Below are 19,633 nucleotides of genomic sequence, written 5' to 3'. Positions count from 1 at the left end.
TTCCGATTCCTGAATGTCTCAAGCCGTTTCTGCGGCGACGTTGCGCACATTGAGCGCTTGCGGCGCAAGCGGGTTATGCGGACGCGTTTCGAGCCAGAAGCGGTACAGCGTGTTCTTCGCGGCTTCGAGGCGGTAGTCGCTCGTCGCGCGCATGTCGGAAAGCGGCGCGTAGTCCTTGCCAAGCGCGATCATCGCGGCCTGGGCCGTGGCCTCATGCCATTGCGCGTCGGCGAGCACGCCTTCCGCGTGGGCCGCGCGCTTCGGTGTCGCGGCCATGCCGCCAAACGCGATGCGCGGCTCGCGAATCACGTCGCCATCGGCGATATACGCGAAGGCGGCGCACACGGCCGAGATGTCCGAATCGAAGCGCTTCGAGACCTTGTAGGTGCGAAAGCGCAGATTCGCGCGCTCGCCCGTGCGCGTGGGCACCTTGAGTGCGAGCACGAACTCGTGCTCGGCCATGTCCTTCTTCTGGTAGGCGAGGTAGAGGTCTTCGAGCGGCATTTCGCGCTCGACGTCGCCGCCGCGCAGCACCACGCGCGCACCGAGCGCGATGAGGCCCGGCATCGAGTCGCCGATGGGCGAGCCGTTCGCGACGTTGCCGCCTATCGTGCCCGCGTTGCGGATGGGCAGCGAGGCAAAGCGCTGCCACATCTCTTCGAGTTCCGGGTAATGCTTCGCGAGTTCCGCATACCCGCGCTCGACGCTCACGCCCGCGCCGATCTCGATCCACGCGTCGCTCACGTCGACGCGGCGCATCGCGTCGACCTGCCCCACGTAGACGATGTCGCCGAGTTCGCGCATCTGCTTCGTGACCCACAGGCCGATGTCGGTGCTGCCCGCGAGAATGCGCGTGTTGGGACGCTCGGCCTTGATGGCGGCGAGCGCCTCGACGGTGCGCGGCGCGTCGTAGTGCTGGCCGCGGCTCTCGTAGTGGAAGGTGTCCTTGCGCTCGAGCGTCGCGAGCGTTTGCGCGAGCGCCTTCATGTCGACAGGCTGCTTCGGCGCGCCGGCCTGGAACATCTGCTCGGCGGCGTCGAGGATCGGCCGGTAGCCCGTGCAGCGGCACAGGTTGCCCGTGAGCGCGTTGGCGATCTCGTCGCGCGAAGGCACGCTGCAGGCGCCCTTGGCCGCGCACGCGCCCTGGCCAGCGTGCTCGTGGCCATGTTTCTCGTAGAGCGCCCACATCGACATCACGAAGCCGGGCGTGCAGAAGCCGCACTGCGAGCCGTGGCAATCGACCATCGCCTGCTGCACGGGATGCAGCGAGCCGTCGGGCTGGCGCAGGTCTTCGACGGTGAAGAGCGCCTTGCCGTCGAGCGTCGGCAGGAACTGGATGCAGGCGTTGACGGCCTTGAAGCTCACGCCGCCCGCCTCGTTGCGCTCGCCCACCACGACCGTGCAGGCGCCGCAATCGCCTTCGGCGCAGCCTTCCTTGGTGCCGGTGCAGCGCGCGTCTTCGCGCAGGTACTGGAGAACGGTGCGGGTGACACCCGCGTCGCTGACTTCGCGAATCGCGTTGCGGTGGTAAAAGCGGATCGGCTGGCTCATGGTTTCTGGCTCGTCGTTGGCTGCGGCTCGCAAAAGGCGTATGCCGCTCGAGTGGACGGTTCGAAAACTATCACCGCCAATATTGGCAACCCATAGCTAGAGGAGCATGGGGGATATATCGTTGAATCGATAAATCGGCGTGCTGCGCTGCGGCTGTGCTTATGTTGATGTGTCTCGATTGCGCGATTTCACGGTTAATTTGTGAATACAAGACATATTCGACTGAGCATTTACCGGTTCAAATACCGAAATCTGCGCACGAACGGTCGGACCAAGGCAACGCGTTTGCGCGAAATGCGGGCAACGTCGGGCAATATCGCTGGATCTTCGCCGCGGGACTATCGAACGCAAAACGCCGTTATCAGCGCGGAAAATCCGTGTTCCGCCGGCCGGAACAGCTTTTCAATTTCTGCATAAAAACCGGTTCCATGGGACAATCACGCCTTTCCCGCCGTTTTCCATCCGCGTTTTCCCCATGTCTGCTGATTTGGCGCCCAGGCGCAACGCCGCATCGACGACCCTGCAGATCATTCCGGTCGTCTTTTTCACCTTCCTCTGCTACCTGACGATCGGCATTCCGCTCGCGGTGCTGCCGGGCTACGTGCACAACGACCTCGGTTTCAGCACCGTGGTGGCGGGCGCGGCGATCAGCGTGCAGTACATCGCCACGCTCTGCTCGCGCGCGCTCGCCGGCCGCTCGGCGGACACGCTCGGCCCCAAGAAAACCGTGACGATCGGCCTGACGATCTGCGGCGCGAGCGGCGTGCTGCTGCTGCTCGGCACGCTCGTCGATCACTGGCCCGGTCTCTCGCTCGCGCTGCTGGTGGTGAGCCGCCTGCTGCTCGGCTGCGGCGAAAGCCTGTGCGGTACCGGCGCGATCCTCTGGGGCATCGGCCGCGTGGGCACCGCGCACAACGCGAAGGTGATCTCGTGGAACGGCATCGCCACGTACGGCGCGCTCGCGATCGGTGCGCCGCTCGGCGTGGTGATGGCCCACGCGATCGGCTACTGGATGCTCGGCGTTTCGGTCATCGCGATGGCCGCGCTCGGTTTCTGGCTCGCGCGCCCGATCGCGCCGGTGCCGATCGTGCACGGCGAGCGCATGTCGTACCGCAGCGTGTTCACGCGCGTGCTGCCGCACGGTATCGGCCTCGCGCTCGGCTCGGCGGGCTTTGGCTCCATCGCGACCTTCATCACGCTGTTCTACGCCGCGCGCCACTGGCCCAATGCCGCCTTCACGCTCACGGTGTTCGGTCTGATGTTCATCGGCGCGCGCCTGTTGTTTGCAAACACGATCAAACGCTTCGGCGGCTTTCGCGTGGCCATCGTCTCGTTCTCGTGCGAATGCGCGGGCCTCTTGCTGCTGTGGCTCGCGCCCACGCCGCAAGTCGCGCTCGCGGGCGCGGCGCTCACCGGCTTCGGCTTCGCGCTCGTGTTCCCCGCGCTCGGCGTCGAGGCGGTCGGACTCGTGCCGCCTGCAAGCCGCGGTGCCGCCCTTTCGGCGTACTCGGTGTTCCTCGACCTCTCGCTGGGCATTACCGGCCCGCTCGCGGGCTATGTGGCGAATCTGTTCGGGTATGGGTCGGTGTTTCTGTTCGCCGCCATCGCGGCAGCTTCCGCCGTAGCGCTTTCGGTTTCGCTTCATCGCAAAAGCGTGCGTTCGCATGCCGCGCAGGGGGCGCAAAACGCAAGCGGCGCCAGCGCGAGCGCCGGACAACAACCCGAATAAAAAAACCGCACCCGGCAAACTGCACCGGATGCGGCCCGGACTTCAGACGATTCAAACTGCAAGCGGCTGCGCGCCGCCTGCCCTTACTTCTTCACCGCAGCCGTATCGAGCTTCTTGCCGGTCGCCTCGTTATAGCGCTGCACATACTCCTCGGTGAGCTTGGCCACCGCACGGCCAATCTTGCGGTAGTCCGACTCGTTGAGGTTCGCGAGCGACACGCGGCCCGACGGATGCGCCGTGCCAAATCCCTTGCCCGGCAGTAACACGACGCGCGCCTCGGCCGCCAGCTGGAACAGCAGCTCGTTGGGCTTCACCTGCTTGAGCAGCCAGTCGACGAATTCCCGTCCGAAGCGCTTCTCGCCGAGGTACTCCATATCGAGGATCGTGTAGTAGTCGACCTGGTTCGGATCGTCTTCGTCGTAGGTCGTGCCCATTGCCTCGAACAGCGCGCGCTTGCGGCTGCGAATCAGGCGCTTGAGCGCGTTCTTGTACGCGTCGGGCGTGTCCATCAGCGAGAACAGCGAGAACAGCACCATCTGCACCTGTTGCGGCGTGGAGAGGCCGGCCGTGTGATTGAGCGCGACGGTGCGGCTGTCCGCCACCAGACGGTCGATGAACTTGAGGTTGTCCGGGTCCGTCGTGATCGACTCGTAGCGCTTGTGCAGGATCTTCTTCTCTTCCTTCGGCAGCTTCGCGAGCAGATGATCGAGGACGTTGTCGCGGTGCGTTGCGATGGCGCCCAGACGCCAGCCCGTCGCTCCAAAGTACTTTGAATAGGAGTACACGAGAATGGTGTTCTTCGGCGCGAGCGCGAAGAGCGAGACGAAGTTGTCGGCGAAGGTGCCGTACACGTCGTCGGTGAGGAAGATGAGGTCCGGGCGCTCCTTGACGATCTCGGCAATGTATTCGAGGCTTTCGTCGTCGAGCTTCACCGAAGGCGGGTTGCTCGGGTTCACGAGGAAGAACGCCTTCACCTTCGGGTCGCGCAGCTTGTCGAGTTCCTTCTTCGAGTACTGCCAGTTGTTCTCCACCGTGGCGTTCATATGCACCACGTTGAGCTCGTAGTCGTTGAGCTCGGGGATCTCGATGTAGGGCGTAAAGATCGGCATGCCGAGCGCGATCGTATCGCCCTTCTTGATCAGGAAGTTCTCGCGCATCGTGTTGAAGATGTACGTCATGGCCGCCGTGCCGCCTTCCACAGCGAACACGTCGAACTCGCCGACGAACGGATGCTTGCCGATCATCTCGCGGCGCAGATACTGGCCGACGATAATTTCCGACAGCTTGAGCATGCGGTCCGGCACCGGGTAATTGCAGGCCAGAATGCCTTCGCACATCTCGTAGAGGAAGTCGCCCGCCGAGAGACCCAATTGATCGCGCACGTACGAGACCGCCCCGCCGATGAAATTGATGCCGGGCTGGCCCTTGTTCTCGCGCAGGAACTGGTCGAAGCGCTCGACGATGCCCGCGCGCTGCGGGAAGCCGCCCACGCCTTCCGGCATGTACGAGAACGAGCGCTCCGACTCGCGCATCGCGAAGAGGCCGAGTTGCCAGAAACCGTGGCGTGGAATGGTGGCGAGGAAGTTGGGGTTGCCGCGGCCGGCGTTGAGCATCGAGAGGTTGGCCGGGCGCTCGGCCGCGCCGCCGCCGGCCGCCTTGATCAGTTCGTCCTTCAGCTCGAACGGGCTCAGTGCCTCGAGGGCCGACTTTTCCTTCGCGCCGTTACTCTTCGCTTTCGTTGCCATGGTGTTCTCCATTGGAAGACGTTGCGGGTGCCGCGCGCGTTTTGCTTCCGTGCGCAGCACGCCTTGGGTTCATGTCATGCAAGACCGACCACGAGCGGCCCGAGCAGCGTGAGCAGCACGTTCGCGATCGCGTAGGTGATGGCGAACGGCACGGTGGGCACCGCGCTTTCCGCCTTGTCGAGAATGCCGCCGAAGGCGGGATTCGCACTGCGGGCGCCGGACAGCGCACCCGCGAGAATCGCCGCGTTGTTGTACTTGAGCACGTAGCGGCCAAACAGCATGGTGAGGAAGAGCGGCACGAGCGTCACGACCACGCCCAGCAGGAAGATCGTGACACCGCTCTGCTTGATCGTCACGACGGCCTGCAAGCCCGAGTTCAGACCCACCACCGCAACGAACGCCGCGAGACCGAAGTCCTTGAGCAGTTGCGAGGCCGCGGGCGGCATCACGCCGTACATGGGGTGCTTGCCGCGCATCCAGCCAAACAGCAGACCCGCGAGCAGACAGCCGCCGCCCGAGCCGAGCGTGAGCGGGATGCCCGCCACGTTCACGACGACGAGGCCGATCAGCAAGCCGAGCACGAGGCCCACGCCCATGTAGATGAAGTCGGTCTTGTTGCTGTAGGCGAGCTCGTAGCCGGCCGCCTGCACCGCGCGCTTGGTATCCGTGGCGGTGCCGTACACGGTCACGACATCGCCGTGCTCCAGCTTCGTTTCCGGCAAGAGCGGCACGGGCTGGCCCACGCGCTCGATCTTCTCGATGTACACGCCGTGGCGCAGATCGCGGTCCACGTTCTTGCGCACTTCGGCGATCGTCGTGTGATTCATGCCCTTCGCCGTGAACACGATCTGACGCGTCTGCATCACGAGGCTCATGCCGCCCGAATCCGGCACTTCCGGCCCGATCAGCGCCCCCACTTCGACCATCTGCTCGCGGCGGCCGACGACGAGCACGAGGTCGTCGCGGCTCAGCACGGCGTCGGGGGTGGCGTCGAGCACCTTGCCCGCGCGGCGGATCTTCTCGATCGCGACGAAATCGTGCTCGGCCAGCTCGATCTGCTTGACGGTCTTGCCCGCACCCGCCTCGACGCGAAATACGCGTCCGAACAGCTCGGGCAGCGCCGTGATCTGGCCCGGCCCAGCCACGGCGGCGCCACCGGACATCTCGCGCTCGGCGTCGATGGAGGCGTCCTTCAGGCTGCGGCCCATGAACTTCGGCAGGATGTTCACGCAGACGATGATCGCGCCCAGCGACCCGAACACGTAGGTCACGGCATAGCCGACGGCGACGTCGGCTTGCATGGCCTTCACCTGGTCGGCAGGCAGGCCCAGACGTGCAATGGCGTCGCCGGCCGTGCCGATGATGGCCGACTGCGTCATGCCGCCCGCGGCGAGGCCGGCGGCGAGACCCTTGTTGAGGTGAAAGAGCTTCGCGCAGACGAGCACCGTGACGAGCCCCGCCAGCGCCATGAATACGGACATGGCGATCTCGCGCAGCGTCTTGCGGTTGAGCGAGTTGAAGAAGCCCGGCCCGGAGTCGTAGCCCACCGCGTAGATGAACACGGCGAACATCACCGCCTTCACGCCGTTGTCGACCGTCACGCCGACCTGGCTGATCACGACCGCGGCGATCAGCGACCCGCCCACGCCGCCTAACTGGAACTTGCCGAAGTTGATCTGGCCAATCCAGTAGCCAACCGCCAGGGACAGAAATAGCGCGATTTCCGGGGATTTGTGAAAGATGTCATGTAGCCATTCCATCGTGTCCTCGCTTTGGGAAAGAACTGTCTGTTGCAACTGGAGATGGCCAGGAAGATGGCGTCAACGCCGGCCAGGTCCAGCAGAAAACGCCAGCCAAACTCGTCAACCGAACTTCGCCGCAAGGCCCACCACCACGGGGCCCATGAGCGGCAGGAGAATGTTCGACAGCGCATAAGTGATCGTGTAGCCGATCACGGGAGTCGAGTTACCGGCTACGCCGACGAGCGCACTGATCGCCGGCGTGCTGCACTGCTGGCCTGCAATCGCGCCGAGCAGCATCGGCGCTTCGAGCTTGAGGAACATGCGCCCGATCCAGAGTGAGAGCAGCCCGGGAATCAGCACCATCAGAATGCCGGCGAGCGGCAGCGCGAGACCGTACTCGCGCACGAGCTTGATGGCGTCGGGGCCTGCGGAAAGCCCCACGGCCGCGATAAAGGTGGCAAGGCCGAAGTCCTTGAGCACCTGGGCGGCCGCCGAGGGCAGCGAGCCCACCACGGGAAAGTGCGAGCGCAGCCAGCCGAAGAAGAGACCCGAGAGCAGGCAACCGCCGCCCGTGCCGAGCACGAGCGTGACGCCGCCCATGTTCAGGCCGAGACGCCCGATCATCATGCCGACCAGGATGCCAAGGCCAAGATAGACGAAATCGGTTTTCTGGGTCTGCTGGATGACGTAGCCAAGACGCTTCGCGCCGCGTGCCACGTCGTTGGGCGTGCCGATCAGCGTGAGCACGTCGCCGCGATGCACGACTGTGCCAGGCAACGCCGGCACCGTGGTGTCGAGCCGCGTGATCGCGCCCACGTAGATGCCGCGGCCCGCTTCCGGCGCTGCGCGCTCGCGCATTTGCGCGAGCGTGAGGCCGTTGACATCGCGCTGCGTGATCATCACGTCCACGCGTTTCGCGAGCAGCTTGAAGAGGCCCTCGCCCGGCAACTCTTCGCCCAGACTGCCTGCCGCTTCGATCACCGCTTCGCGGCGACCGGCGATGAGCACCACGTCGCCCGCCTGCAGCACGGTCTGCGCGGTGGCGTCAAGCTGGGCCCCGTCGCGCAGCACGTGCTCGACCGTAATGTTGTTGCCGAAGCGCGCCTCGAACGCGGCGACTTCCGTGCCGGCCGCGGCCCCCACCTTGAACGCGCGCCCGACCAGCGGCGGCAGCGCGAGCCGCTGCCCTTCGTCGAGCGCGCCGTCGCCGCCGAGCTTGCGATACAGGCGCGCGGCCTCTTCACGCAGGTTGATGCGCAGGATGAGCGGCGCGATCTGGCTCGTGAAGAGCACGATGGTGATAAGGCCAAAGAGGTAGCTCACGCTGTACGCGGTCACGATATGCGCCTGCAGCGTGCTCGTCTGGGCGTCGCTCAGCCCGAGCCTCGTGATCGCTTCCGAAGCCGTGCCGATCACGGCAGATTCGGTCGCCGCTCCCGCGAGGAGGCCCGCCGCGGTGCCCGCATCGAGCTTCATCAACACGACGGCGATCATGATCAGCGCCATGACCGAGACAATTTCGACGATCGATAGGAGACCGTAGCGCCAGCCCCGCCCGACGTTCGCGAAGAACTGCGGACCGCCCGTGAAGCCGAGCGCGAAGATGAAGAGTGCAAAGGCGATGTTCTTCAGGTCCGGCGCGATGCGTGCGCCGGTTTGCCCAAGCACGAGCGCGACGATCAGCGTGCCGCATACGCCCCCGAGGGAGATCGGCCCAAAGCGGATAGAACCAATCAGATAACCGAGCGCAAGGCTCACGAACAGGGCAATCTCGGGTTGCGACTTCAGCAATTCGACGATCATGTCTGGTCTGCCGATTTACGTTTTAGTTAGCCCGAAAGCATGCTCGAAATTGAGCGGCAATGCACATTAAATAACATGCAATACCAATGCAGGTCGTTATTTTCCCCATGCGCAACAATTCTTTCACACAGCAAAAGAATCAATGCGCGCTTATTACCGGCTCGTGAATTACGATGAATTCGCGCGCCGCAATGAATCACAATTTGCCGCATGCAAAGGTGAATCTACCCTGAATCTGACAGACTTGTTGGATAGCTGCCGCCGCATGGATTGCGCAAACACGTTATCCGCAATGCACAAATATTCGACAGTGACAAAAACGCACAACGTATTCGTCATTCAATACATGCCTGCTGAGTACCGAATCTTTTACAAGTGCGAAATGCTGCCGCGTGTTGAGATAGATATTGTAATTCTCAGCGACTGTCAATATTATTTTTGTTAGATTGCGGCCTTCGTCCATTCAAGGCATATCGTCCAGAACAACGCAGCACACCGCTTCGTCGCCAACTTCGTCAGCAGTCGCAGTGCCCCTCTACCGGTCCATGCATTGAGCATACGAGGCTACACATGAACCAGATACACGCCATGCGCGTCTTTGTCAGGGTTGCGGAAACCGAGAGCTTTCGTCGCGCCGCGCAGCAGCTCGACGTCTCCAATGCGCTCGTCACGCGCTCCGTTGCGATGCTCGAGGCGCACCTGAACACACGGCTCATCAACCGCACCACGCGCAACCTCGCGCTTACCGAGGCGGGTCTGCGTTATCTCGAGGGCTGTCGTTGCGTGCTCGAAGAACTCGATCATCTGGAGCGCTCGCTGGCGCATACGGAAAGCGAGCCGAGCGGCACGCTGCGCGTGGTGGCCGCAGGCGCGCTCTCGCTCGCCACGCTCACACCGCTCATCGACGGTTACCGGCGTCTGTATCCGCGTGTGAACGTGCGCCTCACGCTCGCCGAACGGCCCGTGGATCTCATGGAAGACGGCTTCGACGTGGGCATCGTCGGCGCCACGCCCGCGCGCAGCAGCGAGTGCGTGGAGCGCGCGCTCGGCACCACGACGTTCGTGCCCTGCGCGGCTCCGGCGTGGCTCGCCGAGCACGGCGAGCCACACACGCCGGAGCAGCTCGCGCAGTGCGCGGCGGTCGCACTGCCTCCCGAGGAGCGCAGCGCGACATGGCAGTTCGCGAAGCCCGGCGAGCGGGCCCAGCAGGTCACGCTACAGCCGGGCTATGCGGTCAACAACATGCTGATGGTGCGGCTCGCGGCGCTGGCCGGCATGGGCGTGGCGATCGTGCCCGCGCCACTCGTTGCCGACGACTTTTCCGCGGGCACATTGCGGCGGCTCTTGCCCGACTACGAGATCGACGACCCTGACGCACGCATGTCCATCGTCTATCCGAGCCGCCAGTATCTGCCCGCGAAGACGCGCCGCTTCGTCGACTATACGGTCGAGCATTTCGAACACGCCCACAGCCTGTCGCCCGCGCCGAGTGCAACGTCATTGTCTGCAAGTGCGCCTGGCGCGCGTACCCGGCCGCTGAGCGTCGCGTGATCGCGCATCGGGCGCGCGTCATGGGCGCGCCCGTTGTTTGGGAACATGCATCGAGATCATTGCGCTCGCGAACAGCGGCACCTCAGGGCGCGGGCGAGTTGCCGTCGACCGGAACCAGCAGGCCGAGGTCGCCCGCGCCGCACAGGTCGCGCAGCAATGCCGCTTCGCGCTCGTGCACTTCCACCGGTAGCCACGACGCCCCCGCCCACGCGAGATAGCGCGCGCGATGCTGGCCGTTGCGAAACGCCACCACGCCCTCGTGCGCGAGTCCGAACCAACCCGCCAGCCCTGCCACGCGGCGTTTGCTGATCGTTACGTAGGGCATCTGCGGCACGCGCTCGTTGTCGGGATCGAGAAATTCGCGAATGCCGCGCACCTTGCCGCTGTGCCAGTCGTCGACGGGCTTGAGCACGTAGTCGGTGTCGTCGCGATCGGCGCAGAGAAGCAGCTTGTGCAGGTCGACGATCACGACGATATGGCGCGTGCCGTCGGTCGTGAAGACGCGCTTGAAGCGCACGTGGTCGTACGCGTCGTGGTTGGACAACGGGACGGTCCAGAAGGGTCCACAAGCAGGATACGAAGAATCCGGAACGGAGGTGATGCTGGACATGGACGTCGATTGCATGCGTGCGGGGGAGAACGTGGTTCGGGCAATTAAAACCGGCCTAAGCTACGGATGGACCATGAAATTTTTATGACGAATGCGGGGCGCATCGAGGAGCGGCGCATGACCATCGAAACCTTCGGCGAACACGTGCGCATCGAAGCGCAAGAGCGGGTAGCAATTCTCGTGCTCGATCGTCCTGCGCAGCGCAACGCCATCGACAGACCCGTAGCGAATGCACTCGCCGCCGCGTTTACGCGCTTCGAGGAAAATCCCGCCTGGCTCGTGGGCGTGCTGTACGGCGCGGGCGGCACGTTCTGCGCGGGCGCGGACCTCACCGCACTCGCCGACCCCGAACGCCGCAATGAAATCCACGCGGACGGCAGCGGCGGCGGCCCGCTCGGCCCCACGCGCATGCTGCTCAGCAAGCCCATGATCGCCGCGGTTTCAGGATACGCCGTTGCCGGCGGGCTTGAACTCGCGCTGCTGTGCGATCTGCGCGTGGTCGAAGAAGACGCCGTGCTCGGCGTGTTCTGCCGCCGCGTGGGCGTGCCGCTCATCGACGGCGGCACGGTGCGTCTGCCGCGCCTGATCGGCCTTTCGCGCGCACTCGATCTGATCCTCACGGGGCGCGCCGTCGATGCGCAGGAAGCGCTCGCGTTCGGACTCGCCAATCGCGTGGTTGCAAAAGGCGGCGCGCGCGAGGCCGCCGAACAACTCGCCGCGCGGCTGGCGGCGTTTCCGCAAGCCGCGTTGCTCGCGGACCGCCGCTCCGCGTTCGAACACAGCATGCTGCCCGATATTGGCGAGGCGTTGCGCCGCGAAGGTGCGCTCGGCTATCGCGCGGTACTCGACGAAGGGCTCGCACACGCCGCGCGCTTCGCGGCCGGCGCGGGCCGTCATGGCGAACCGCTCGATCCGTAGACCGTTGATCGAAAACACGCACGCGTGCCGCGCGGCAGACGATTCGAGCGTCAGTGGCCGGCACGCGCAGCGCTTGACGCTTGAAGGCGCACGCGCGACCCGCTACATTGAAATTGATCCGCGCCGCTGCCCCCGCCCCTGCCGCCATATGTCATGACGCTGAGTCCGTCTGCGTCTCACGGCAATCTTCAGACGAACCGCCCCGGCGCGCCCTTCCCTGATGCCGCATCACGGGAGAGATCTCATGCCGACGGATCGAATCATCCGCTTCGCGGACTTCGAACTCGACGTCGAGCGGTACCAGTTGCGCCGGGCTGGTGCTCAGGTCCGGCTGGAGCGGTTGCCGATGGATCTGCTGATCCTGCTTGCCTCCCGTCGCGGCGAGCTGATATCGCGTGCGGACATCGTCGACCGGCTGTGGGCCGGCAGCCCCTTTCGCGACACGGACAACGGCCTGAACACGGCGATCCGCAAGATCCGCATCGCGCTCGCCGACGACCCGGCCAATCCGCGTCACCTCATCACGGTGAAGGGCAAGGGCTACCGCTTCGACGGCATCCTGCCCGAGCCGTCCGAGGTTCGCGGTGCATCGGCTGCCGCGCAAGACTCGCACGCGCCGCGCGAGAGCGAGCATGCGCTGCCCGCCGTACGCATGCTGGTGCTACCGTTCGCCAACCACACCGGCGATGCGAGCCAGGAGAGCTTGTGCTGCCAGCTCGCCGACGAGATCTCGGTCACGCTCGGCGCGCTCAACCCGGAGCGCCTGCTCACGATCGCGCGCACCACGGCGGCGCGTTACCGCGCGACCCCGAAGAGCATCGGCGAGATCGCGCGCGAACTGAAGCTCGACTACGTGCTCGAGGGCTCGCTCACGCGCGCGGGGCAGCAAACACGCATCCTCACGCGTCTGATCCGCTGCGCCGACGAGGCGCAGATCTGGAGCCGCGCGCACGAGAGCGCCACGCAAGGTGCGCTCGATATCCTCAAGGATGCGGGCGCGGCGCTCGCGGAGAACCTCGCGTCCACGCTTTCCGAGCAGCAGCGCATGCGCCTCGAGCGACGGCTGCCCGTCGACCCCGCCGCGCACGACGCGTATGTGCGCGGGCGTTTCTTCTGGTATCGCCGCGTGCATTTCGAAGCGGGCTTTTGCGCGCATCACGGCATCGACGGCGAAGACTTCGTGCGCAGCCGGACGTACTTCGAGTCCGCGCTCGAGCACGACCCGAGCTACGCGCTCGGCTATACGGGCCTTTCGAACTACTACGGATCGACGGTGGTGCACGGCTTCGTCGCGCCCGACGACGGCTGGCCGGTTGCGCGCTCGCTTGCGGAAAGCGCGCTCGAACTCGACCCGGACCTGCCCGAGGCGCATCACGCGCTCGCGGCCGTGCGTTACTTCTACGACTGGGACTGGGACCAGGCCGAGGCCGGCTTCAAGGACGCGCTGCGGCGCAATCCGAGCTACCCGGAGGCGCACAGGCTCTACGCGCGCATGCTCGTGGCGGCGGGCCGCCGCGCCGAGGGCGACGCGGCGATGGAGCGCGCCGAACGCATCGATCCGCTGGCGTTCCAGGGGTCGCGCGCGTTCGGCATGGTGATGTCGGGCAGGCATGCGGAAGTCGTGAGCGAATATCTCGCGCCGGGGCACATGGACCATCCGCCGCTCGTGTATCAGTTGCTCGCGACCGCCTTCGAGGTGAAGAGACTGTATGCGCAGGCCGTGGACGCCACGGTGGAGGCGCTCGAGCACTGCAACCAGCACGCGCGCGCCAGCATCATTCGCGCCCGCTGGGAAACGGGCGGCTATGACGCGGTACTGCGCTGGTATCTGGAAGATCTGCTGGCGCGGCGACGCTCCCGCTACACCTCGCCGCTTCTCATCGCCGAGGCCTACGCGCGCCTCGCCCAGCCCGACGACATGTTCCGCTGGCTCGAAACGGCGCTGGCCGAGCGCAGTTCGCGGCTATGCGAGTTGCGCACGAATCCGTGGTTCGCGCCCTGGCGCCCAACGGGGCGTATGCGGCTCATCGAAAAGCATATTGGCGGCGGCCCGACACGCTAAGCGTTTGGCGGTTGGCGCAAGTCGCGAGAGCGCGTCGCGTCGCCGTCCTGCTACCCTGGTCTGCGTTGTCCCCTCAGTTACCGTGATAGAGCCCTTCGCTCAGCGCCTTCTGCTGGCCCGATTGCTCGGAGCGGATGAGATCCTGATAGACCTGCGCGTGCGTGAGCGTCATCGGCGCGCCCGAGGCGCCGGTCGACATCGGCGAGCCGCCCACGTCCTGTGCAGCCGGCGGCGTCGCGGCCTGTTGTGTCTGGTCGTCGCTCTGCGACTGCGCCAGCGCGCTACCTGCGAAGAAGGCGGCTGCTGCGGCCACCGCGATGCGTACTGTGTTCATCGTGTTCATGTCATCGCTCCAGCAAGGTTGCGCATGTTCGGTTCCGTCATGCGCGGGACGGACAACGAGAGGGCGGCGCCCACCGGCGGGCGGGCCGGATGGGGAGCGGTTTCGCTCGTTGGTTCGTGCAGGTATCGTGCGACCCGCGAGCGCGTTGCGCCATGCACGTAACCTGTAGAAATCGTCAAGAAATAGGCAGGAACGGTGAACGACATCCGACGCGCAAACCTGTTGTTTTCCCAACAGCGTCGAAAAGCGTGCCGTATGCGTTGTGTCAGGTTTCAGTACAATTCCGCGTTGACTTAAATAAAACGGCTTCGCGCTCAAGCCCGTCGCCGAACTGCGCCGACCACCCGCCATGCCCCTGCCTTTGCTCGCCCTCGCCGTTGCCGCCTTTGGTATCGGTACCACCGAATTCGTCATCATGGGGCTGCTGCCCGACGTCGCGCGCGACCTGAGCGTCTCGATCCCGGCGGCGGGCATGCTGGTCTCGGCCTACGCGCTCGGCGTGACGATCGGCGCCCCCATCGTCGCCATCGCCGTTGCCAATGTGCCGCGCAAGCAGGCGCTCATGCGGCTGATCGGCATCTTCATCGTCGGCAACCTGTTGTGTGCGCTCGCCCCGAACTATTCGATCCTGATGGCCGCGCGCATTGTCACTGCGTTCTGCCATGGCGCGTTCTTCGGTATCGGCTCGGTGGTCGCGGCCGGCCTCGTCGCGCCGAACCGCCGCGCCCAGGCCATCGCGCTGATGTTCACCGGCTTGACGCTCGCCAATGTGCTGGGCGTGCCGCTCGGCACGGCGCTCGGCCAGATCGCCGGCTGGCGCACGACGTTCTGGGCCGTGACGGCCATCGGCATTCTCGCGGCGGCAGCGCTGCAGGTGTGCCTGCCCGCGAAGATCGAAATGCAGAAGGCGAGCCTCGTGCACGAGTTCGGCGTGCTGAAGAATCCGCAGGTGCTCATGGTGCTCGGCATGAGCGTGCTGGCCTCGGCCAGCCTCTTCGCGGTGTTCACCTACATCACGCCGATTCTCGAAGACGTGACGGGCTTTTCGCCGCATGAAGTCACGTTCGTGCTGCTGCTGTTCGGCCTCGGGCTCACGGTGGGCAGCACGCTCGGCGGCAAGCTCGCCGACTGGAAGCTCATGCGCTCGCTGCTCACGTTCCTCGCCATGATCGCCGTGGTGCTCGCCGTGTTCTCGCTGACCATGCACGATCAGATCGCGGCCATGGCAACGATCTTTGTGTGGGGCATTCTCGCGTTCGCGATCGTGCCGCCGCTGCAGATCCTGATCGTCAACCGCGCGAGCGAAGCGCCCAACCTCGCCTCCACGCTAAACCAGGGCGCGTTCAATCTCGGCAATGCGGGCGGCGCCTGGATTGGCGGCGTCGCGATCAGCGCGGGCGCGCCGCTCACGGCGCTGCCGTGGGTGGGTGTCGTCACCGCGTTCGCGGCGCTCGCGCTCACGCTGGTTTCGGCGCAGATCGAGCGGCGCGCGCGCCGCCGCGTGGCGGTTTCGGGGCCGACTTCCTGCGCGTGATGCTTTTTCCGATGCGGGCGCGCGCGAACGTGCGTCGCGCTGAGGCGCGTGTGCTCAATGTGGGGCACAACTGCGCCGCTCGATACACGCGGCCGTAGTAGCATCTCGCCCGATGAAAACCGTCCTCACCCGCGACTTTCTCGCGCTGATCCTGAGCGTAGCCGTGGTTGGCCTAGGCTCCGGCGCGACACTCCCGCTCACCGCCCTCGCCCTCACCGACGCCGGCTACGGCACCGCCATCGTCGGCCTGCTCACGGCCGCCCAGGCGCTGGGCGGACTCGCCGTCGTGCCGGTCACGGCATGGATCTCGACACGGTTCGGCTCGCGTCAGGTCATTGTCGGCTCGGTGTTGACCGTGGCCGTCGCGACCGCGCTGATGCAAACGAGCGCCAACCTGTGGCTCTGGGCCGTCCTGCGCATGCTCTGCGGCGCGGCGCTCATGCTGCTCTTCACGATCGGCGAAGCCTGGGTCAACGAACTCGCCGACGACTCGAACCGCGGCCGCGTGGTGGGCATCTACGCGACCACGTTCACGCTGTTCCAGATGTCGGGCCCCGTGCTCGTGAGCCAGATCGCGGCGTACACGGCGTGGCGCTTCGCGATCTGCGGGGCGCTCTTTCTCATTGCGCTGCCGATGCTCGCGGCGATCCGCTCGAGCCCGCAGCAAACCGACATGCACGAGCCGCACGGAAGCTGGCGTCACGTAATGCCGAAAATGCCCGCGCTCATCATCGCCACGGGCTTTTTCGCGCTGTTCGATACGCTCGCGCTTTCGCTCTTGCCGCTCTTCGCGATGGGTCACGGCATCAACAGCGAAGTGGCCGTGCTGTTCGCCTCGGTCGTGCTGCTCGGCGACACCATCATGCAATTCCCCATCGGCTGGCTGGCCGACCGGCTCGGCCGCGAGCGCGTGCATGCGCTCATGGGCGTGATCGTCGCGGTGCTGCTGCCGCTCCTGCCCTTCGTGGTCGATACGCCCTGGCTGCGCTGGCCGCTCCTCTTCGTGCTGGGTGCAGCGGCGGGCTCCATTTACACGCTGGCTATCGTTGCGTGCGGCGAGCGTTTCGGAGGCGTCGCGCTCGTTTCCGCGAGCGCGCTCGTGAGCGCGGCGTGGAGCGCGGCGAGCTTCGGCGGTCCGATCATCACGGGCGCGTTGATGGAGCACGCGGGCCGCGACGCGATGCTTTGGGTGCTGTTCGCGGGCGCGCTGGTGTTTCTCGGCGCGCTGCGCTGGGAACGGACGCGGGGGCTCGCGCAAGCGCGCGCATAGTGCGGGCACCAACGAAAGACGGCCGGTGCGCTTTCGAAGCGCACCGGCCGTCTTGCTTTTCAGGCTAACGCGCCGTTACTTCAACGCCGGCAGGATCTTGCCAACGCACGCGCCAAAGCCCACGCGATAGCCATCGCCCTGGCACCAGCCCGCGAGCGTGAGTTCGTCGCCGTCTTCAATGAAACCGCGCGTGCCGCCGCTCTTCAGTTCGAGCGGATGCTTCGCGTTCCACGTGAGTTCGAGCAGGCTGCCGAACGAGTCCGGCGTCGGGCCCGAGATCGTGCCCGAACCCATCAGGTCGCCCACGCGCGTGTTGCAGCCCGCCACGGTGTGATGCGCGAGCTGCTGCGCCATCGACCAATACATGTGGCGGAAATTCGTGCGCGCGATGGTCGTGGCCTCTTGAGCGTTCTCGGGACGCATCCGCACTTCGAGCGAAATATCGAACGCATGGTCGCCTTCGTGACGCAGGTATTCGAGCGGCTGCGGCTCCTGCACCGGCTGCGCGACGCGAAACGGCTCCATCGCATCGAGCGTGACGACCCACGGCGAGATCGTCGAAGCGAAGGTCTTCGCGTTGAATGGCCCGAGCGGCACGTATTCCCATTGCTGGATGTCGCGCGCGCTCCAGTCGTTGAGCAGCACCATGCCGAAGATGTGGTCCTCGGCGTCCTCGCACGCGATCGGCTCGCCGAGCGCATTGCCGCGCCCGACGATGAAGCCCGTTTCCAGCTCGATATCGAGCTTGCGGCACGCGCCGAACACCGGACGCTCCTGATCGGGCAGCTTCAACTGGCCGTTCGGGCGGCGCACCGGCGTACCGCTCACCACCACCGAAGACGCGCGGCCGTTATAGCCGATCGGCATCTCCGACCAGTTCGGCAACAGCGCATTCTTCGGATCGCGAAACATCGAGCCGACGTTCGTCGCGTGTTCCTTCGACGAGTAGAAGTCGGTGTAGCCGGGAATCTGCACGGGCAGATGCAGCTTCGCGTCGGCGAGCTTCACGAAGGCGCGCGCTCTTAGCGCAGCGTCGTCGCGCAGCGTGGCCGTTTCGCGCGCGAGCAGCGACGAAAGCTGTACGCGCACGCTGCGCCACACGTCGCGGCCAAGCGCGATGAAGTCGTTCAGCGCGGGACGGGTAAACACGTCCTGCGGCGCGCTCGCGGGCAAACGCAGCAGCCCGGTTTCGTGCAGCACCGCAATGTCGGCCACGAGGTCGCCGATCGCCACGCCCACACGCGCATTGGCATTGCCCACATGGCTGAACACGCCGAACGGCAGGTTCTGGATCGGGAAATCGCACTGTGCGTCGTTCGCGCTTTCGACCCAGCTCTTGCGCTTCGTGTCGAGCGTCGCCTTGAGGTCGTCCGTCATGGTGCTGTTCATTGCTGCTCCGGATTGAAGTGTTTCGTGAGGCCTTGCCAGCACTCGTAGTAATGCGCCTGCAGCTGGCTCGTTTCGAGCGCATAGCGCGTCGGGCGGATCAGCGTGCGGGTTTCGAACATGAAGGCCATCGTGTCGCCAACCTTGTGCGGCTTCGTCGTGTCGGCGCTCGAGGCTTTTTCGAAGGTCTCGGCATCCGGGCCGTGACCCGACATGCAGTTGTGCAGGCTCGCGCCGCCCGGCACGAAGCCCTCGGCCTTGGCGTCGTACACGCCGTGCACGAGGCCCATGAATTCGCTCGCCACGTTGCGGTGATACCAGGGCGGACGGAACGTGTTTTCGGCCGCGAGCCAGCGCGGCGGGAAGATCACGAAGTCGATCGAGTCGACGCCCGGCGTGTCCGTGGGTGCGTGCAGCACGAGGAAGATCGACGGATCGGGGTGGTCGTAGCTGATCGAGCCGATGGTGTTGAAGCGGCGCAGATCATATTTGTAGGGCGCGTAGTTGCCGTGCCACGCCACCACGTCGAGCGGCGAATGGCCGATATCGGCGCGCCAGAGCTGGCCATTGAGCTTCGTGACGAGTTCGAACTCGCCTTCGCGGTCTTCATAGGCGGCGACGGGCGTGAGGAAGTCGCGCGGGTTCGCGAGCCCGTTCGAGCCGATCACGCCAAGGTCCGGCAGGCGCAAGAGCGCGCCGAAATTCTCGCAGATATAGCCGCGCGCTTCGCCATCGGGCAAATCCACCGTGAAGCGCACGCCGCGCGGAATCACGACGATCTCGAACGGCTCCACGTCGAGGCGGCCCATCTCGGTGCGGATCGCAAGGCGCCCTTGCTGCGGGACGATCAGCAGCTCGCCGTCGGTGTTGTAGAAGAAGCGGTCCACCATCGACCGGTTCGCCGCGTACAGGTGGATGGCGCAGCCGCTCATCGAGGCCGCCGAACCGTTGCCCGACATCGTCACCCAGCCGTCGATGAAATCGGTGGGCTCCGTGGGCATGGGCAATGCGTCCCAGCGCAGCTGGTTGGGCGGCGTGGGCGGCACATCGCCGAATTCGGCGACGAGGCGCGGCGCCCCGTTCACAGTGAGGCGCGCGGTGACCGGCGCAAACGGCTGATGCACGGCGCCCGGACGGATCCGGTAGAACCACGTGCGGCGGTTGTGCGAGCGCGGCGCGGTGAACGCGGTGCCCGAAAGCTGCTCGGCGTACAGACCATAGGCGCAGCGCTGCGGCGAGTTCTGGCCTTCGGGCAGCGCGCCCGCCAGCGCCTCGGTCGCGAATTCGTTGGCAAAGCCGCTCATGTAGCCGTGCTGGACTTCGGTTGGGTGCCGCAAGGGTGCGTTCATTGCTGTCTCTCCACGTTCTCGGGCCGTGACATAGCGTCAC

14 protein-coding genes are annotated in these 19,633 nt (G+C 65.6%); 6 read left to right on the top strand and 8 right to left on the bottom strand.

Translation table 11 applies throughout. The features are described 5' to 3' along the window. Positions 1-18: 18 nt before the first annotated feature. Positions 19-1,551 carry a xanthine dehydrogenase small subunit gene (xdhA, locus tag FAZ97_RS02770; protein WP_158757080.1) on the bottom strand — a complete coding sequence of 511 codons (1,533 nt, stop codon included), beginning with the start codon at positions 1,549-1,551 and terminating at the stop codon, positions 19-21. Positions 1,552-2,026: 475 nt separating this feature from the next. On the opposite strand from xdhA, the gene FAZ97_RS02765 reads away from it, so the two are divergent. Continuing rightward, positions 2,027-3,280 carry an MFS transporter gene (locus tag FAZ97_RS02765; protein ID WP_158757079.1) on the top strand — a complete coding sequence of 418 codons (1,254 nt, stop codon included), beginning with the start codon at positions 2,027-2,029 and terminating at the stop codon, positions 3,278-3,280. Between the two features lie 83 nt (positions 3,281-3,363). On the opposite strand, the gene FAZ97_RS02760 is transcribed toward FAZ97_RS02765, so the two are convergent. The 3 genes from FAZ97_RS02760 to aspT (FAZ97_RS02750) form a co-directional block, all read right to left on the bottom strand. After that, positions 3,364-5,025, bottom strand: a complete 1,662-nt coding sequence (locus tag FAZ97_RS02760) for a bifunctional aspartate transaminase/aspartate 4-decarboxylase (protein WP_158757078.1) — start codon at positions 5,023-5,025, stop codon at positions 3,364-3,366. A gap of 74 nt (positions 5,026-5,099) precedes the next feature. Beyond that, positions 5,100-6,785: an aspartate-alanine antiporter gene (gene aspT / locus FAZ97_RS02755; RefSeq protein WP_158757077.1), complete on the bottom strand. Its 1,686-nt coding sequence runs from the start codon at positions 6,783-6,785 to the stop codon at positions 5,100-5,102. A 102-nt stretch (positions 6,786-6,887) separates the two neighbouring features. Next, entirely contained in the window at positions 6,888-8,570 is a 1,683-nt protein-coding gene (aspT, locus tag FAZ97_RS02750; protein WP_158757076.1) for an aspartate-alanine antiporter, read from the bottom strand. Positions 8,571-9,140: 570 nt separating this feature from the next. Here aspT (FAZ97_RS02750) and FAZ97_RS02745 point away from each other — a divergent pair. After that, positions 9,141-10,121, top strand: a complete 981-nt coding sequence (locus FAZ97_RS02745) for a LysR family transcriptional regulator (RefSeq protein ID WP_158757075.1) — start codon at positions 9,141-9,143, stop codon at positions 10,119-10,121. 82 nt (positions 10,122-10,203) lie between these two features. Here the strand turns inward: FAZ97_RS02745 and FAZ97_RS02740 are convergent, their stop codons facing one another. Then, a complete protein-coding gene (locus tag FAZ97_RS02740) occupies positions 10,204-10,731 on the bottom strand; it encodes a plasmid fertility inhibition factor family protein (protein WP_158757074.1) in 528 nt (175 codons plus the stop codon). Between the two features lie 117 nt (positions 10,732-10,848). Between FAZ97_RS02740 and FAZ97_RS02735 the strand changes: the two genes are divergently transcribed. Next, a complete protein-coding gene (locus tag FAZ97_RS02735; RefSeq protein ID WP_158757073.1) occupies positions 10,849-11,649 on the top strand; it encodes a crotonase/enoyl-CoA hydratase family protein in 801 nt (266 codons plus the stop codon). A gap of 244 nt (positions 11,650-11,893) precedes the next feature. Continuing rightward, positions 11,894-13,711, top strand: a complete 1,818-nt coding sequence (locus FAZ97_RS02730; RefSeq protein ID WP_233271619.1) for a winged helix-turn-helix domain-containing protein — start codon at positions 11,894-11,896, stop codon at positions 13,709-13,711. Between the two features lie 73 nt (positions 13,712-13,784). On the opposite strand, the gene FAZ97_RS02725 is transcribed toward FAZ97_RS02730, so the two are convergent. Further along, positions 13,785-14,054, bottom strand: a complete 270-nt coding sequence (locus FAZ97_RS02725) for a hypothetical protein (RefSeq protein ID WP_158757071.1) — start codon at positions 14,052-14,054, stop codon at positions 13,785-13,787. A gap of 349 nt (positions 14,055-14,403) precedes the next feature. Between FAZ97_RS02725 and FAZ97_RS02720 the strand changes: the two genes are divergently transcribed. Further along, a complete protein-coding gene (locus FAZ97_RS02720; protein WP_158757070.1) occupies positions 14,404-15,588 on the top strand; it encodes an MFS transporter in 1,185 nt (394 codons plus the stop codon). Between the two features lie 112 nt (positions 15,589-15,700). After that, positions 15,701-16,858, top strand: coding sequence for an MFS transporter (locus FAZ97_RS02715; protein WP_158757069.1), 1,158 nt, complete (start codon positions 15,701-15,703; stop codon positions 16,856-16,858). Positions 16,859-16,933: 75 nt separating this feature from the next. Here FAZ97_RS02715 and fahA read toward each other — a convergent pair whose 3' ends face one another. Both fahA and hmgA read right to left on the bottom strand, forming a co-directional pair. Next, positions 16,934-18,247: a fumarylacetoacetase gene (fahA, locus tag FAZ97_RS02710; protein ID WP_199272067.1), complete on the bottom strand. Its 1,314-nt coding sequence runs from the start codon at positions 18,245-18,247 to the stop codon at positions 16,934-16,936. Next, complete coding sequence (gene hmgA / locus FAZ97_RS02705) at positions 18,244-19,593, bottom strand: homogentisate 1,2-dioxygenase (protein WP_158757067.1); 1,350 nt, start codon at positions 19,591-19,593, stop codon at positions 18,244-18,246. Before hmgA ends, fahA begins: the two co-directional genes overlap by 4 nt. Positions 19,594-19,633: the final 40 nt, after the last annotated feature.

This window comes from Paraburkholderia acidiphila (assembly GCF_009789655.1).
Classification (GTDB): Bacteria; Pseudomonadota; Gammaproteobacteria; order Burkholderiales; family Burkholderiaceae; genus Paraburkholderia; species Paraburkholderia acidiphila.
The sequence above is the reverse complement of the archived record's forward strand: the minus strand, read 5'-3'. Positions and strand labels throughout refer to the sequence as shown.